Here is a 16,098-nt window from a genome sequence, read left to right as displayed (position 1 = left end):
GGTTCACGCTCCTCGGCGAGGAGGGCGCCCTGACCGGCGGGCGCCGCGACCCCCTGCGCGCCCGCTTGATCGCAAGAGGCCCCTTCGCGCTTGCGGCGACCGGGGCCATTCTCCTCGCCCTGGCGCTGGCGCTGACCCTCACCGGGCTCCGGACCGCGACGCTGCGGCCGGAGCCCGAGCCCGGCTGACCCGCGGCTCACCCGAGGCGCGCGGTCAGCTCCTCCTCGGTCATGGCCTCGACCTCCAGCCAGATGGCGGCGACGGCCTCCAGCCGTCCCGGCGTCTCCTCCAGCTCGGTGAACCGGCGGCAGATCCGCGCGACCGTTCGCTCGGCGAACAGGACGCGGACGGGCAGCGCCGTCGTGTCGAGCGCCTCCCGCAGCCGCGCGAGCACGGTGGTGGCGAGGACGGAGTCGCCGCCGAGGGCGAAGAAGTCGGCGTCCGCGCCGACGCGCTCCCTCCCCAGCACCTCGGCGACGATCCGGGCCAGCACCTTCTCCAGTGACGTCGCGGGCTCGGCGTAGGGCGCGGTCGCCTCACCGGCCTCGGCGGCGGCCAGGGCCGCGAGCGCCTTGCGGTCGACCTTGCCGTTCGCGGTGAGCGGCAGCTCGTCCACGCGCACGAGCAGTTCCGGGACCATGTGCGGGGGCAGCAGGTCGCGGGCGTGGGCGAGCACGGCGTCCCGGCCGGTCCCGCCGGGCGCCGCCACGGCGGCGGCGAGGCGGCCGCCGGCGAGGAGCGCGACGGCGCGCTCCACGGCGGGGTGGCCGCGCAGCGCGGCCTCGACCTCGCCGAGCTCGATCCGGAATCCGCGCACCTTGACCTGGTGGTCGCGGCGGCCGAGGAACTCGATGGTGCCGTCGGGGCGGTAGCGGGCGAGGTCGCCGGTCCGGTACCAGCGCGTGCCCTCCCAGAGGACGAACCGGTCGGCGGTCCGGGCCGGGTCGCCGACGTAGCCGTCCGCGACGCCGGCGCCGCCGATCCACAGCTCTCCGGTGGCCCAGTCGGGGCGGTCGCGGCCCCGCTCGTCCACCACCCGGCACGCGACCCCGCGCAGCGGCACCCCGTAGGGGACGGCGTGCCAGTCGGCGGGGACGTCGCCCGCGACCTCCTGCACCGTCGAGTGGATCGCCGTCTCGGTCGTGCCGCCGAGCGCCACGAAGCGGCAGCCCGGGGCGCGCTCCTGGAGCAGGCCGGGAAGGTGCGTCCCCACCCAGTCGCCGCCGAGCAGGACGAGCCGCAGGCTCTCCGCCCGCCCCGCGCGCAGCAGCATCTCCAGGACGGACGGGACGCAGTTCAGCACGGTCACCGACCAGCGCCGCACCAGTCCGCTCCACCGGGCGGCGTCGCGCCGCTCGTCCTCGTCCGGGACGACGACCGCGCCGCCCGCGTGCCAGGCGGCGAACAGGTCGAACACCGACAGGTCGAAGTCGAGCGCCGACACGGCGAACGTGACGTCGTCCCGCCCGATGGCGAACCGCTCGACGAGGTCGCCGATGGTGTTCATCGCCGCGCCGTGCGAGACCTCCACGCCCTTGGGCTCGCCCGTCGAACCGGAGGTGAACAGCACGTAGGCGGCCTGGTCGGGGCGCACCGCGACCGGTCCGGGCAGCGGGTCGGCCTCGGCGACGCCGTCCGGCGTGAGCGAGGCGGCGACGCCGGCGCTCGCGCGGATCCTCGCCCGCCGCGCCTCCGGCTGCTCCGGGCCGATCGGGACGTAGGCGGCGCCGGCCGCGAGCACCCCGAGCGCGGCGGCGGCCTGGCCGGGTCCCTTCGGAAGCTCGATCGAGACGCGGTCGCCGGGGCGGACGCCTCCGGCCGCCAGCGCCGACGCGATCCGCAGGGCGCGGCCGGCGAGCTCGCCGTAGGTCATCGTCCCGCCGTCGCCCCAGTGCAGGGCCGGGGCGTCCGGGCGGCGCGCGGCGTGCGCGAAGAAGCCCTCGGTCAGCGTGCGCGGCGGCGGCGCGGGCGTGGCGTTCAGCCCGTGCCGGACGCGGAGCCGGTCGGGCGCGGCGGCGACGGCGAGGGGCGCTTCCCAGTCGGCGCCGGGCGCGCCGAGCCGGGTGACCGCGGCGGTGTAGGCGTCGAACATCGCCTCCGCGACGCCGTCCGGGAAGGCGGGCAGGCGCACGTCCCAGTTCAGCAGCAGGCCGCCGGACACCTCGGTCACCTGCGCGTCCAGCAGCACCTGCGGCCCCTGCGAGATGATCCATCCGGGTTCGCCGAACAGCTCGCGGACGCGGTCGCCGAACAGCTCGCCGAGGTTGAGGGCGCTGGTGTAGACGATCGGGGCGAGCACCTGCTCCCCGCGCAGCCGCGACAGGTCCCGCAGCACCTCCAGCCCCGAGTAGTCGCTGTGCGCGCCGGCCGTGTGCAGGTTCGCCTGGAGCGCGCGGGCCCGCCCGGCGAACGGGAGGTCCTCGGTGAGGTCGGCCTCCAGCATGATGGATCCGGTGAAGTCGCCGACGACCTTGTCGACGTCGGGGTGGACGGGCTCGCGGTGGAACAGCGGCAGGTTGAGCAGGAACCGCGGCGTCGCCGACCAGGCGCCGATCACCTCGGCGAACACCGCCGCGAGCGCCATGGCGGGGGTGACGCCCTCGGCGTGGGCGCGGGCGATGAAGCGGTCCTTGGCGTCCGGCGGCAGCCAGTGGTGCCTGCGCTCGACGCGGTCCCCCGGCTCCGCGACGACCGGCAGCTCGGGCGGGCCGGGAAGGTCGGCGAGGCGGCCGGCCCACCAGCGGCGGTCGGCGGCGCGGGCCTGTGCGCGGGGGTCCTCGGCGAGGTAGCGGGCGTAGCCGTAGCGGATCGGCGCGAGGGTCTCGCCCTCGTACAGGGCGGCGAGGTCGGCCAGCATGACGCGGTAGCTCATCGCGTCGGCGGCGACCATGTCGACGTCCAGGTGGAGGCGCGCCGCGCCGCCCGGGAGGAGGCTGAGCCGGGCGTCGAAGACGCGGCCGTCCTCGATGGGGAGCCGCTGCCGCGACATCTCGTCCCGGACGCGCTCCAGCTCGGCGTCCGGGCCGTCCGACGAGCGCAGGTCGTGGACGGTGACGAGCGGACCGGGACGTTCGGGCAGGATCTGCTGCGTCCCGTCGTCGCGGACGGCCGCGCGCAGCATCGGATGGCGCCGCACCAGGGCGCCCACGGCCGACTCGAAGCGGGACGGGTCGATCTCGCGCCCGTCCAGTTCGACGTACAGGTGGGCCGCGACGGACCCGAGCTCCTGCCCGGAGTCGCGGCCGATCCAGTACGCGTGCTGCATCAGCGCCAGCGCGAAGGGCTCGTCGGGTTCGACGACGGCCTCGACGGCGTCCGCGCCTGCTTCGAGTGCGGGCCCTGCCGACGCCTCCGCCTGGCCCTTCTCGGTGAGCAGTTCCCACCAACCGGAGAGCGTCGGGCGTTCGGCCAGCTCGGCGAAGCGGATCTCGACGCCGCGGCGCCGGAGCCGGCCGGTGAGCTGCATGAGCCGGATCGAGTCCATGCCCAGCTCGATGAGGTTGTCGTCCGCCTCCGCGCGCTCGCCCAGCACCTCGGCCAGCGCGGCGTGGAGCTCATCCCAGGTCAGCACGGAACTCCTCTCAACTTAGGTAAGGCTAACCTAATTGCGATGATCGGCTCCGTCAACGCCGCCCGGACACCGACAGCAGCCATGCCAGGTACACGCCGCCGAGGACGCCGGTGACGACGCCGACCGGCACCGCGACCGGCAGGTGCAGCGCGATGAGGTCCGCGCTCGCCAGCAGCGCCGCGCCGGTCAGCGCGGCGGGCAGCAGCTGCGCGCCGGGCCGCCGGGTCAGCCGCCGCGCGAGCTGCGGGGCGGCGAGCGCCACGAACGGGACGGGCCCGGCCGCCGCGGTCGCCGCCGCGACGAGGCCCACCCCGGCGACCGTCAGCAGCGCCCGCGTGCGCTGCACGGGCACGCCGAGCGCCCGTGCGGCGTCGTCGCCGAGCTCTCCCATGCCGAGGGGCCGGGCGAGCAGCAGCGCCGCGGGGACGAGCACGGCCAGCGCGAGCGCGAGCGGGACGGCCTGGTCCCAGTCCCGCCCGTTCAGGCTGCCGGTCAGCCAGAACGCGGCCTCGTAGGCGTCGCGCAGTTCGGCGCGGGTGATGAGGTAGGAGTTGAGCGCCTCCAGCATCGCGGCCGCCGCGACGCCGATCAGCACCAGCCGGACGCCGTGCACGCCCCCGCCCCGGCGGTAGGCGACCAGGTACACCGCGAGCGCCGTCAGCACCGCGCCCGCGACCGAGCTGGCGGTGATCGCGACGGCGCCGCCGCCGAGCACCAGGATCTGCAGCAGCGCGCCGGTCGCCGATCCGGTGGTGAACCCGATGAGGTCGGGGCTGCCGAGCGGGTTGCGGGAGATGCTCTGGAAGACGGCCCCGGAAAGGCCGAGCGCCAGACCGGCGAGCAGGCCGGTGACGGCGCGGGGCAGGCGCAGGGTCGTGACGATGAACTCGGTGGCGGGGTCGCCCCTGCCGAGCAGGACGCGCACCACGTCCGGCGGCGCGACGGGGAACTCCCCCGAGCCGACGACGAGGACGGCGGCGCACGCCGCGACCGCCGCCAGCGCTCCGCACACCGCCGCCGAGCGCGGCTCCCACCGCAGCGACGCCCCGGCCGCCCGGATGACTCTCATAGGTCGCGTGTCCTCCCCCTCCGGACCATCACCGCGAACAGCGGCGCCCCGAGGAACGCGGTGACGATGCCGGTCTCCAGCTCTCCGGGCGCGACGACGCGGCCGAGGATGTCCGCGCCGAGCAGCAGGACGGGCGCCAGCAGCAGCGAGTAGGGCAGGACGAGCCGCTGGTCCGGGCCCACCGCAGTCCGGACGATGAAGGGGACGGCCAGCCCGAGGAAGGTGATGGGCCCGGCCGCCGCCGTGGCCGCCCCGCACAGCAGCACCACCGCGAGCGCCCCGAGCGCCCTGGTCCTGCCGGGACGGGAGCCGAGGGCGCGGCCCGCGTCCTCGCCCAGGCCGAGGGCGTTCAGCGGGCGGGCGAGCGCCAGCGCGAGCAGCGTGCCGGCGACGATGAACGGCAGGACGCGCAGGAAGACCGGCACGTCGCGGCCGCCGAGCGTGCCGACCTGCCAGAACCGGAAGCCGCCGAAGGTGCGCGGGGTGAACAGCATCACGCCGGCCGTCACCGCGCTGAAGACGGCGTTGACGGCCGCCCCGGCGAGCACCAGCCGCGCCGGGGAGGCGCCGCCGCGCCCCCGGGCGCCGATCAGGTGGACCAGGGCCGCCGCGCCCGCCGCTCCCAGGAAGGCCGCCCACACGTAGACGAGCAGGTCGTCCACGCGGAACGCGCCGATCACGAGGACGACCGCGAGGGCCGCGCCGCCGTTCACGCCGAGCAGGCCCGGCTCGGCGAGCGGGTTGCGGGTGAGCGCCTGCATCACGGCGCCCGCCAGCCCGAGCGCCATGCCGACGACGACGCCGAGGAGCGTGCGGGGCAGCCGCAGCTCGTGGACGATCAGCTGCGCCCGGGAGCCGTCGTCCGGGGAGAGCACGCCGGGAAGCACGTCCGCGAGCGGGACGTCCCCGGCACCGATCGCGAGGCTCGCCCCGGCCGTCAGCAGCAGCACCGCCGCCAGCAGGCCGAGCCACCACGGATGCGCGATGCGCGACGCCCCCCGCCGTTCGGGGGCTTTCGGCGGGCGTTCTCGCACGGGGGGAGGCACACAGGTAAGGCTAGCCTAAGCTAACTCGCCCCCTCAATGCCCGGTTCCGCCGCTCGCCCCCATTGACAATACAGGCGTATGGTATACGTTCGTATTGGAAATTGAACGTTCGTATTGGAGGCGGGGATGGCGAGATCCGGCCGGGCCGCGGGCCCGGCGCCCGAGGACCTGACGGCGCGGGCCAAGATCCGGGACGCGGCGCTGCTCCAGTTCGCCGAGCACGGCACGAAGGGCGCGACGTTCCGCGGCATCGCCGAGGCCGCCGGGGTGTCGGTGGGCCTCGTCCAGCACCACTTCGGATCGAAGGAGGAACTGCGCGAGGCGTGCGACGCCTACGCGCTCGACACGGTCCGCGAGCTGAGCTCGACGGTCTCCGGCGAGGCGATGGGCGACCCCGGCTTCCTGGCCGCGACCGTCCGGACCGACCTGCCCGTCCGGCGCTACCTGGCCCGCGCGCTCGTCGACGGCTCGGCGGCGGCGGCGCGCATGTTCGACGACCTGGTCGCGGTCACCGAGCGGTACATGACCGACCCGCCGCCCGGAACCGCGCCGCCCACCACGCGCGACGCGCGGGCCTACGCCGCCGCGATCGTCGCGATGACGACGGGGATCGAGGTGCTGCACCAGCACCTCAGCCGGGTCCTCGGCACCGACACCTTCACCCCCGGGGGATCGCTGCGGCTGCGCCGCGCGGTCCTGGAGATCTTCGACGACCGGTTGCTCGACCGGGAGACCGTCGCGCGCGCCCACGCGGCGATGGACCGGTACGAGGCCGGCCTCAAGGGAGACGACGATGACTGACGTGGTCCGGGCCGCGGGCCTGGTCAAGACGTTCGGCCCGACGCGCGCGCTCGACGGCCTCGACCTGCGCGTGGCGCCCGGCGAGGTGCACGGGTTCCTCGGCCCGAACGGCGCCGGGAAGTCCACGGCCATCCGCGTCCTGCTCGGGCTGATGCGCGCCGACTCCGGCACCGCGAGCCTGCTCGGCGGCGACCCGTGGCGCGACGCCACCGCCCTGCACCGCCGCATCGCCTACGTCCCGGGCGACGTCACGCTGTGGCCGAACCTGTCCGGCGGCGAGGTCATCGACCTGCTCGGACGGCTGCGCGGCGGGCTCGACGGGAACCGGCGCGACGAGCTGCTCGGCCGCTTCGAGCTCGACCCGAAGAAGAAGGGCCGCGCCTACTCCAAGGGGAACCGGCAGAAGGTCGCCCTCGTCGCCGCGTTCGCGTCCGACGCGGAGCTGCTCATCCTGGACGAGCCCACCTCCGGCCTCGACCCGCTCATGGAGGAGGTCTTCCAGGAGTGCGTCCGCGAGGAGAGGCGCGCCGGGCGCACCGTCCTGCTGTCGAGCCACATCCTCAGCGAGGTCGAGGCGCTCTGCGACCGCGTCACCATCATCCGCAAGGGCCGGACGGTCGAGACCGGCACCCTCGACGAGCTGCGGCACCTGACCCGCACGTCGATCCACGCCGAGCTCGCCGCCGCCCCGGACGGCATCCCGCTGCCGGGGGCGCACGACGTCCGCATCGACGGCACCACCATCGCGTTCGAGGTCGACACCCCCGAGCTGGACGCCGCGCTCAAGGAGCTCACCCGGATCGGCGTGCGCACCCTGACGAGCCGGCCGCCCACGCTCGAAGAGCTGTTCCTGCGCCACTACGAGGACGACCTCGCCGGAGGGACCACGTCATGACCGCCACGACCCTGCACGCCCCGGCGCGGGCCGCCGGCCGCGACGGCGGCCTCGCGGGCACCGGCATGCTGATGAAGATCTGGCTGCGCCGCGACCGCGTCATGGCGCCCGCCTGGATCTACGGGCTGACCGCGCTCGTCTCCGGCACCGTCTACAGCTTCAAGCACGAGTACGACACGCCCGCGGCGCTCGCGAGCTTCGCGCGCGGCATCAACGACAACCCCTCCACGCGGGCGCTCTACGGGCCCGTCCTGAACGACGGCGGCTTCGCGGGGCTCAGCGCGTGGCGGATCGGCGCCACCGGCGCCGCGCTCACCTGCGTCATGTGCGTCCTGCTGGTCGTCCGGCACACCCGCGCCGAAGAGGAGGCCGGGCGGCTGGAGCTGGTCCGGCCCCGCACCGGGCGGCGAGGCGGTAGACGTGCCGCAGCCGCGAACGCCCGCCGGAAGCCCACCCAGTCATGGGCGCAGGCGCGTCGAGCCGACGCATCTCGAACGTGCGCTCAGCGAAGCCGTCGCGGACATCCAGGCGGAAGTTCGGGCGTTCGCCGCGGCCAACCCGGGCGTGCCCATCGACATCGCCTGGCAGCCCGCCGCCGAGGCGGGCTCCGCCGACGGAGGACGCGCCGACGGCGGCGGAGAAGGGCCCGGCAGGTGAGCACACCCCCCGTGATCGATCGGCGGGTGCTGGAAGCGCTCCTCGACATCGAACTGCCGAGGAGGAACGCCGGCGACACCGCCAGGCTCGTCGTCGTCCACGGAAGGTACCGGGACGGCGCGCCCACCGAGTTCGGAATCCGGTTCGGTGAGCGGCAGCGCCGCGTCCGGGTGAGCGATCAGACGTCCGTTCTCGGTGCTATCGACGCGTGGGAGAAGCACACCTCCAGTAACGGCGACGGCTCCGACGCCATCCTCGTCATCACCACGGGAGTGGACGACCACCAGCTCGGCGCTGACCTGCGCGCCCACGCCCTCGGCCGCCGCGCGCTCAGCGTCGACCGGGCGGAGATCGTCAAGCAGCGGTTCGGTGCGGCGGACCTCGACCCGCGCATCCGCCAGGAGCCGTGGCTGATCGACGCTCTACTGGACGCCGAGCCCTCCGACGGCTGGCGCCTTCACCCCGCCGGGGCGCCCTGGCGGCGCAGCGGCGGCTCCGTGCTGACCCGGGACACCGCCGTCCATGCCCTCGTGGGTGCCCGCCTCGACCTTTCCGGGGCGTTGCCCGGCTTCGGTGACGCCTCCGGCCACCGCGACCTGGATGTTGATTCCCTGCTCGCCTGGTCCCGAATGCCCGGCGCTGCCGCGCGCTACGCCGAACTGGCACCCGAGGAGCGGGAGGGCATCGCCGCGTGGCTGCGGCAGAACGTCGGGGAGGCCGCCGCCGTCCTGCTCGCACTCGTCGAGGCGGGTAAAGCCGCAGATGCGATGGCTCTCGGTGTCGTCGCCGCCGTCCTCACCGACTCGGCGCGCACCCCCGAAGCGGCCCTCGCCGTCGGCGGCCTGTTCGCCGGCGTCACCCACGACACCGGCGAACTCGGCGCGTTCGCCTCGGCCGTTCAAGGCACCCTCGCACGCTGGATCGGTGACGCCGAGACCGAAAGGCGCGGACACCGGGCCGCCCGCGACCGGGTCATGGCCGTTTTGGACCGTGCCGACGAACTGGCCGCCGCCGCCGGGCTCGCGCACGCCGTCGCAGGCCACCCGTTCCTGCCCTCCGGGCTGGATGCCAGACTCCATGCCTTCGCGGCCGCGCTCGCCGAATCGCCCCAAGCCGCCGGCGACGCGCTGAACGCTGTCATGGACCACCGGCTGGCCGACCTGTTCGCCGACCGCTGCGGTATCGCGGAGATGGCCGCTCGCCTGCGCCGCTGGCTCGACGCGCCCGGCACCGCCGACATCTCGTCCGTCGCCGCCGGCGTGGCCGGACACATGCGGGACTGGGGGTGGGTCGACCGGGCCCTCACCGTGCTATGGGGAGGCGACCCGGGAAACGATCCCTACCTCGGACGCGCCTACCGGGAGATCCACGAGGCCGCGTCGCACCGCCGTGCCGCTCTCGACGAGCAGTTCGCCGCCCGGCTGGCCGACTGGACCCCCACGGCGAGCGCCGAAGCGCCCGGCGGCGCCCTCCTCGTGGAGTCGGTGATGGACGAGATCGTGCTGCCGCTCGCCCGCGAGGCGGCGCCACTCGTCCTCGTCCTCGACGGCATGAGCGCCTCCGTCGCCGCGCAACTCGGCGAGGAACTGGCCCGCGGCGGGCGCTGGCTGGAGGTCTCGGCGACTCCCGGCGAACGCCGGGGCGCGATCTCGATGATCCCGTCGGTGACCCGGGTGAGCCGCGCCTCCCTGCTGTGCGGGGCGCCGGCCTCCGGGGGACAGGCAGCTGAGAGGGCAGGCTTCGACGCCTTCTGGAAACGCCGCCGCAAGCAGGCGGCGGTGTTCCACAAGTCCGACATCCCGGGCGGGCCGGGGCAGCGACTCGCCCAGCCGCTCCTCGACGCGCTCGCGGGGGACGCCGTTGTCTGCGCGGTCCTCAACACCATCGACGACGCCCTTGACCACGACAGGGAAGGCGACCGGACCGGTTGGCGAACCTCCGACATCACCTTCCTGACCGACCTGCTGAACGCCGCCCAGGACTACAGACGTCCTGTCGTGCTCGTCTCCGACCATGGACACGTTCTGGAGCGCGGCGGAACGGAGCAGGTCCCGGTACCCGGAGCCGGGTCGGCGCGCTGGCGGACCGGTGAGCCGGAGGAGGGAGAGATCGAGCTGGCTGGGCCCCGCGTTCTGGAAGGCGGCGGCAGAGTCGTCGTCCCGTGGCGCGAGGGCATCCGGTACATGCCGCGCAGGGCCGGTTACCACGGCGGCGCCAGCCTCGCCGAGATGACCGTCCCCCTGCTCGTCCTCGTTCCGTCCGTCGACCTCGTACCCAAGGGCTGGTCGATCCTGCCGCCTGAGAAGACCGTTCCCCGTTGGTGGGCGGACCAGGAGGCTCCGCAGATGGCGCCGGAGGCCACGCCCCCGAAAGCCGGGTCTCGCGGCAGACCAGCACAGGAGGAAACACTTTTCGCCGTCGGCGCGCCCGCTACCGCCCCGGCGTCCTCGGCCCCGGACACGCTCGGAATCCGCGTCACCCGCTCGCCCGTGTACGCGGACCAACGGAGATACCTGCGCAAGGCACCCGAGACCCGGCAGGTCGCAGCGGTCATCGACGCGCTTTCCGGCGCCGGGGGCCGCCTCTCGGCCGCCGCCGTTGGGGCGGCCGCCGCAGCCGCCGGCGGCAGAGCACCGCGCAACGCCGACCTGTTCATCACCGCCCTGCAACGCCTGCTCAACGTCGAGGGCTACCCCGTCCTCGGACTGATCGACTCCGGCGCCACCGTCACGCTGGAGACCGCACTGCTGCGCGAACAGTTCGGGGTGAAGGAGTGACGGACGCACCGACGAAGGTCAGCGCCGTCCGCCGCCGAGAGGTCATCGACGCCCTGCGGCGCGGCACCGTCCCGCGGGCCGGGCTCGACCTGTTCGCAGTCGGCCTGGACAGGTTCGCGGGCGCGCTGGACGAGGAGATCGCCGCGGTCGGCGCGGGAGGCGCGGCGTTCCGCGCCATCCGCGGTGAGTACGGCTCCGGTAAGACGTTCTTCGCCCGCTGGCTGGGGGAGCGGGCCAAACGCGCCGGGCTGGCCGTCTCCGAGATCCAGATCTCCGAGACCGAGACGCCGCTGCACCGGCTCGAAACCGTCTACCGGCGCCTTACCGAGCGGCTCACCACCGCCAGCCATCCCGCCGGGGCGCTACGCCCTGTCGTGGACCTTTGGTTCTACACCCTCGAAGAGGAAGTTTTCGACGCCGGGCAGGTCGCCGAGGACGACGCCGAGGGGCTCGCCCGTGCTGTCGACACCCTGATGGAGCAGCGGCTCGCCGACGTCGCCCGCACCACCCCCGCGTTCGCCGCCGCGCTGCGCGGCTACCGCAAGGCCAGCGAGACCGGCGACACCGCCACCGCCGAGGCGCTGATCGCCTGGCTCGGCGGGCAGCGGTCGGTCGCCGCGTCCGCCCGCCGCGCCGCCGGAGTCCGCGGGGACCTCGACCACTTCGGCGCGCTCGGCTTCCTCCAGGGCCTGCTCACCGTGCTACGCGACTGCGGCCACCCGGGGCTCCTGGTCGTCCTGGACGAGATCGAGACGCTGCAGCGCGTACGCGGCGACGTCCGTGAGAAGGGGCTGAACGCGCTCCGGCAACTGCTGGACGAGATCGACGGGGGACGCTTCCCCGGCCTGTTCCTCGTCATCACCGGCACGCCCCAGTTCTTCGACGGCCGCCAGGGGGTCCAGCGGCTCGCGCCGCTCGCCCAGCGCCTGGCCACCGACTTCACCACCGACGCCCGCTTCGACTCGCCCCGCGCCGTCCAGCTCCGGCTCACCGGCTTCGACCTGACGAAACTGGAGGAGCTCGGCCGCAACGTCCGCGACCTGTACGCCGCCGGCGGCTCCGCTCGGATCATGGACCGCGTCGACGACGCCTACATCCGCGACCTCGCCGCCGCCGTCACCGGCGGGCTCGGCGGCAAGGTCGGCGTCGCGCCCCGCGTCTTCCTGCGCAAGCTCGTCGCGGACGTCCTCGACCGCGTGGAGGAGTTCCCCGACTTCGACCCGCGCCGCGACTACGCGCTCACCGTCTCCGCGTCCGAGCTGAACGAAACCGAACGCAACGCCGCCGGAGACGTGCCCCTGGACCTGCCGTGACTGTGCCCGCCGACCGGCTGTCCCCGGCGCTGACGCATCACATTGTGAACACCCTCGGCTGGCGGTCGTTGCGGCCACTCCAGGAGGAGTCCGTCGGGCCGGTCCTCGACGGTGACGACGCAGTTCTACTGGCGCCGACCGCGGGCGGGAAAACCGAGGCGGCTGCGTTCCCGCTGCTGTCGGCGATGGACGCGGGCGGCTGGACGGGCCTGTCGGTCCTGTACGTCTGCCCGCTGAAGGCCCTGCTCAACAACCTGCTGCCGCGCCTGGAGACCTACGCCGGCTGGATCGGCCGCCGCGCCGCCCTCTGGCATGGCGACGTCCCCGAGACGGCCCGCCGCCGCATCCTCACCGACCCTCCGGACGTCCTGCTCACGACCCCCGAATCGCTGGAAGCGATGCTCCTCAGCGTCAAGGTCGATCAGCACCGCCTCTTCGCAGACCTCCGCGCGATCGTCGTGGACGAGGTCCACGCCTTCGCCGGCGACGACCGCGGGTGGCATCTGCTGGCCGTCCTCGAACGCCTCACGCGCCTGGCCGGGCGTCCAATCCAGCGCATCGGCCTGTCCGCCACGGTGGGCAACCCCGCAGAGCTCCTCACCTGGCTGCAGGGCTCCAACCGCGGACCAGCGTGCGTCGTCGCCCCCGAGACTGCGACAACCCAGCACAGCGCCATCGAACTCGACTACGTCGGATCGGTGCCCAACGCCGCCACGGTGATCGCCGCGCTCCACCGCGGCGAGAAACGCCTCGTCTTCTGCGACTCCCGCCAACTCGTGGAAGAGCTCGGCGCCGCGCTGCATGCCCGCGGCGTCATCACCTTCCTGTCGCACGCCTCCCTCTCGCTCGACGAACGCCGCCGCGCCGAAGACGCGTTCGCCGACGCCCGTGACTGCGTCATCGTCTCGACCAGCACTCTCGAACTCGGGATCGACGTCGGCGACCTCGACCGCGTCATCCAGATCAACAGCCCGCCGACCGTTGCCGCGTTCCTGCAACGACTCGGCCGTACCGGGAGGCGGCCCGGGTCCACGCGCAACTGCCTCTTCCTGACCCTCGACCAAGATTCGCTCGTCTCCGCAGCCGCTTTGACCCTGCTGTGGAGCCGGGGCTACGTCGAACCGGTACAGGCGCCCCCGGAGCCCCGCCACATCGTCGCCCAGCAGTTCCTCGCCCTGTGCCTGCAGGAACACAAGGTCGGAAACCGCCTCTGGGTCGAGCACTGGAACGGCCTGCCGCCTTTCGACCGCAGCGCCGAACCGATCGTCCGCCACCTCGTTGAAGACGGATACGTCGAGCGGGACGGCGAGTACCTCTTCATCGGCCCCGCCTCCGAGGAGAAGTTCGGCCGCCGCCACTTCATGGACATGACAGCCGTCTTCACAGCGCCCCCCGAGTTCACCGTCCTGTCCGGCCGCCAGGAGATCGGCCGCACGGACCCCATGCTCCTCACCGAACGTATCGAAGGCCCCCGCGTCCTGCTCCTGGCTGGACGCAGCTGGCAGGTCACCTGGATCGACTGGAAACGCCGCCGCTGCTACGTCGAACCGTCCGACCGTCCCGGGAAGGCCCGCTGGTACGGCACGGCCTTCACCGGCTCCGGCTTCGCGCTCACCCGCGCATGCCGGGACGTCCTACTGGGCGCCGACCCGCCTGTCACCATGACCGAACGAGCCGTCCGCTACCTCGCCAAGACCCGCGAGGCCGCCACCTCCACCGTCCATCCCGGCGGCACTGTCATCGCCCGCGACGGCGACGACGTCCGCTGGTGGAACTGGGCCGGCTACCGGGCGAACGCCGTCCTCACCGCCACCCTCTCCGGCCTGACCGACGAGAAGCAGCGCTTCGAGGACGAGTGGGTGCGCCTACGCCCCGACCTCACCCGCGACATGTGGAAGGCCGCGACCGCCGACGCCGCCGACCGGCTCTGCCTGCCCGACATCGACGAACGCGCCCTCCGCGGCCTCAAGTTCAACGAGGCCCTCCCGACTCGCCTCGCCACCGCCACCCTCGCCGCCCGCCTCGCCGACCTGGACGGCGCCCTGATCGCCCTCACCGACCCGACCCGCTTTACCATCCTGTAGAGAACCGGCCGACTAGAGAATGATCTGGTCAGTGCGCAGCCGGGCGTGCTGGACCCAGTCGGCGCCCTCGGCCGCGACCTGTTCCAGGATCCGCAGCGCACTGCTCACGCCCGAGTCGTCTAGGGCCAGCCGCCGCAAGTAGATCGTGTCGTCTCCGAGGCCCTCGTCCACCTCGGCAAGATGTTCCACGGTCACGTCGAAACGCTGCCGGTTGATCAGGACCAGTCGGAACAGTTGCAACATCACCGGTTCTTGGTCCGATTCCGACGCCGTTTTCGGACCCGGCTTCTCCTCCGCCTCCGTGTCCGGCTTCGGAGCCGGTGACCGGTGCTTGCGCTGCCTCCGGGGGAGTACGCCCCGCCCGTCCTCGTCGAAGCAGATTCCGAACTCGATGATGCTTGCTGAGGCGACCGCGTCGTAGCGGAAGGCCGTCCGCTGCTGGTCGCTCAGCGTTCCGCTGGCGAAGTCCAGGTGTACGACGATCTGCCGAACTCCGGCGCTGGTCAGTAGATAGATCCAGAGGATGTATGCCGAGTACCGCCAGGGGCCTCGGCGGACTCGCGACCGTCGGGAGCCTGGTGCCGGTTCGTTGAGCACGGCCTCGGCGATGACGTCCTCGCTCTCCAGTCCGTACTGGTTCAGCATCAGGGTGCGGAAGTAGTGCTTGTCGTCGTCCAACCAGCGGGCCATCTCAGTGTCTTCGGGACGGTCGGCCAACTCTTCCAACCGATCCTCGTAGAGTTTCTGCTCAATGCGCAGCCGTCGGGCGGCCAAGACTCGCTCACTGCTCCTGCGCAGCAGCCAGACGAGCAAGACGTCCCCGCGGATCGCAGGAAGCAGCACGCCGGAGCAGAAGACGAGACCGATCGGACCGGCCGCGTGCGTCGGCTCGGCGAGGAATATCCGGATCACCGTGCCAAGCGCGGTGGCCGCGAGAGCGAGGGCGGCGCAGTCGAACCCAAGCGCGGCCTTCGACCGCATGGTGAGCTTCCCCGACCGGAAACGATTCCAGGAGTCCTGAGCGTGTCTTTTGATCAGGTAGTCGATGCCTCCCGGCGGTACCTTGGGGCTGCCGTAGACGCTCGCGTACTCCCGGACCAAAGCCGTCCGGAGGGGCTTGGTCGCAGCAATCCAGCCTTCGGTACTGTCACCGTCGGAGGCGTTCCGCCGGACCTGCTCGAAGACTCGCTTCACAGCGGCGGCCATCTTTCTCATCGTCTCAGGTGCCGGGTCCTCCTGCCACGGAGAGAATCGTGCGGGGAACCGGCTTGGTGCGCACCAGGCGAGCAGCGCAGCAGAGCCGAGCGCCGACACCGCGAGCATGAGCCCCACGCCGCTGCCGAAACGAAGTGACATGGCCTCCCCCCACACGAAGCCGATCACGCCCATGGCGATGATGACGGTGAAGGAAGCCGCTCGAACCGGCTGGAGCGTCGGCCGGGGCGACAGGGTGTCCTGCGGCGGGTAGGGGATGGGCTCGAAGAATTTCGGAACCCTCTCCTTGCGTTTGTTCCCGAGCCTCTGATCGCGTATCTGCTCAGAGTAGGCGTGCTCGAGCTGCCGCCGTAAGCCAGTAGTGAGCAGAGAATCCAGATGGCGGCGGAGTTCCTCGCGCCGTTCACCGGGCAAATCGTCGAACGACGCCAGGATCTGATCCATCTTCGCCGTCCCGGCCGCGTTTCCCTGCGGTTCCTGAAGCAGCACGACCAAGTCTTTGATGACCGTCGCGGCGGCGAGCCAGTGGTCCTGGCTCTGCTGGACTTGCTTCCAGGCGCTTTGGAGCCCATGACGGGCCTCCGCGTCCAAGTCGGCCAGTGCCTTTCCGGGCGTCTCCTTCGGCGTTCTGGCCGTCGTGTCCGTGCTCGCCTGGGCGGTGCAGTGCGGC

10 protein-coding genes are annotated in these 16,098 nt (G+C 73.0%); 6 read left to right on the top strand and 4 right to left on the bottom strand.

Annotation, left to right across the window (positions count from 1 at the left end):
- Positions 1-188 (top strand): hypothetical protein (locus AB0C69_RS21085; RefSeq protein WP_360355912.1); only part of this gene is annotated, 188 nt, incomplete at its 5' end.
- A gap of 8 nt (positions 189-196) precedes the next feature.
- Here the strand turns inward: AB0C69_RS21085 and AB0C69_RS21080 are convergent.
- Genes AB0C69_RS21080 through AB0C69_RS21070 form a run of 3 tightly spaced genes read right to left on the bottom strand, consistent with a single transcriptional unit; the run spans position 197 to position 5,686 of the window.
- Positions 197-3,571, bottom strand: a complete 3,375-nt coding sequence (locus AB0C69_RS21080) for an amino acid adenylation domain-containing protein (RefSeq protein WP_360355910.1) — start codon at positions 3,569-3,571, stop codon at positions 197-199.
- Positions 3,572-3,623: 52 nt separating this feature from the next.
- The gene (locus tag AB0C69_RS21075) at positions 3,624-4,640 is read right to left on the bottom strand and encodes an iron chelate uptake ABC transporter family permease subunit (protein ID WP_360355907.1); all 1,017 of its coding nucleotides are present in this window, start codon (positions 4,638-4,640) and stop codon (positions 3,624-3,626) included.
- A complete protein-coding gene (locus AB0C69_RS21070) occupies positions 4,637-5,686 on the bottom strand; it encodes an iron chelate uptake ABC transporter family permease subunit (RefSeq protein ID WP_360355904.1) in 1,050 nt (349 codons plus the stop codon). The genes AB0C69_RS21075 and AB0C69_RS21070 overlap by 4 nt, the downstream gene beginning before the upstream one ends.
- A gap of 126 nt (positions 5,687-5,812) precedes the next feature.
- Between AB0C69_RS21070 and AB0C69_RS21065 the strand changes: the two genes are divergently transcribed.
- From AB0C69_RS21065 to AB0C69_RS21045, 5 genes are read left to right on the top strand one after another with little or no spacing between them, the layout of a single operon-like run.
- Positions 5,813-6,487 (top strand): TetR family transcriptional regulator, encoded by a 675-nt coding sequence (locus AB0C69_RS21065; protein WP_345176195.1) that lies wholly within the window; start codon positions 5,813-5,815, stop codon positions 6,485-6,487.
- Entirely contained in the window at positions 6,480-7,382 is a 903-nt protein-coding gene (locus tag AB0C69_RS21060; RefSeq protein ID WP_360355901.1) for an ABC transporter ATP-binding protein, read from the top strand. The genes AB0C69_RS21065 and AB0C69_RS21060 overlap by 8 nt, the downstream gene beginning before the upstream one ends.
- Positions 7,379-10,816, top strand: coding sequence for a BREX-2 system phosphatase PglZ (pglZ, locus tag AB0C69_RS21055; RefSeq protein WP_360355898.1), 3,438 nt, complete (start codon positions 7,379-7,381; stop codon positions 10,814-10,816). The genes AB0C69_RS21060 and pglZ overlap by 4 nt, the downstream gene beginning before the upstream one ends.
- The gene (gene brxD / locus AB0C69_RS21050) at positions 10,813-12,129 is read left to right on the top strand and encodes a BREX system ATP-binding protein BrxD (protein WP_360355896.1); all 1,317 of its coding nucleotides are present in this window, start codon (positions 10,813-10,815) and stop codon (positions 12,127-12,129) included. Before pglZ ends, brxD begins: the two co-directional genes overlap by 4 nt.
- Complete coding sequence (locus AB0C69_RS21045) at positions 12,126-14,213, top strand: DEAD/DEAH box helicase (RefSeq protein WP_360355894.1); 2,088 nt, start codon at positions 12,126-12,128, stop codon at positions 14,211-14,213. The genes brxD and AB0C69_RS21045 overlap by 4 nt, the downstream gene beginning before the upstream one ends.
- Positions 14,214-14,225: 12 nt before the next feature.
- Here AB0C69_RS21045 and AB0C69_RS21040 read toward each other — a convergent pair.
- The coding region (locus AB0C69_RS21040) for a hypothetical protein (RefSeq protein WP_360355891.1) at positions 14,226-16,098 on the bottom strand (1,873 nt) is incomplete at its 5' end.

The organism is Actinomadura sp. NPDC048032 (assembly GCF_040653175.1).
GTDB classification, from domain to species: domain Bacteria; phylum Actinomycetota; class Actinomycetes; order Streptosporangiales; family Streptosporangiaceae; genus Spirillospora; species Spirillospora verrucosospora.
The sequence above is the reverse complement of the archived record's forward strand: the minus strand, read 5'-3'. Positions and strand labels throughout refer to the sequence as shown.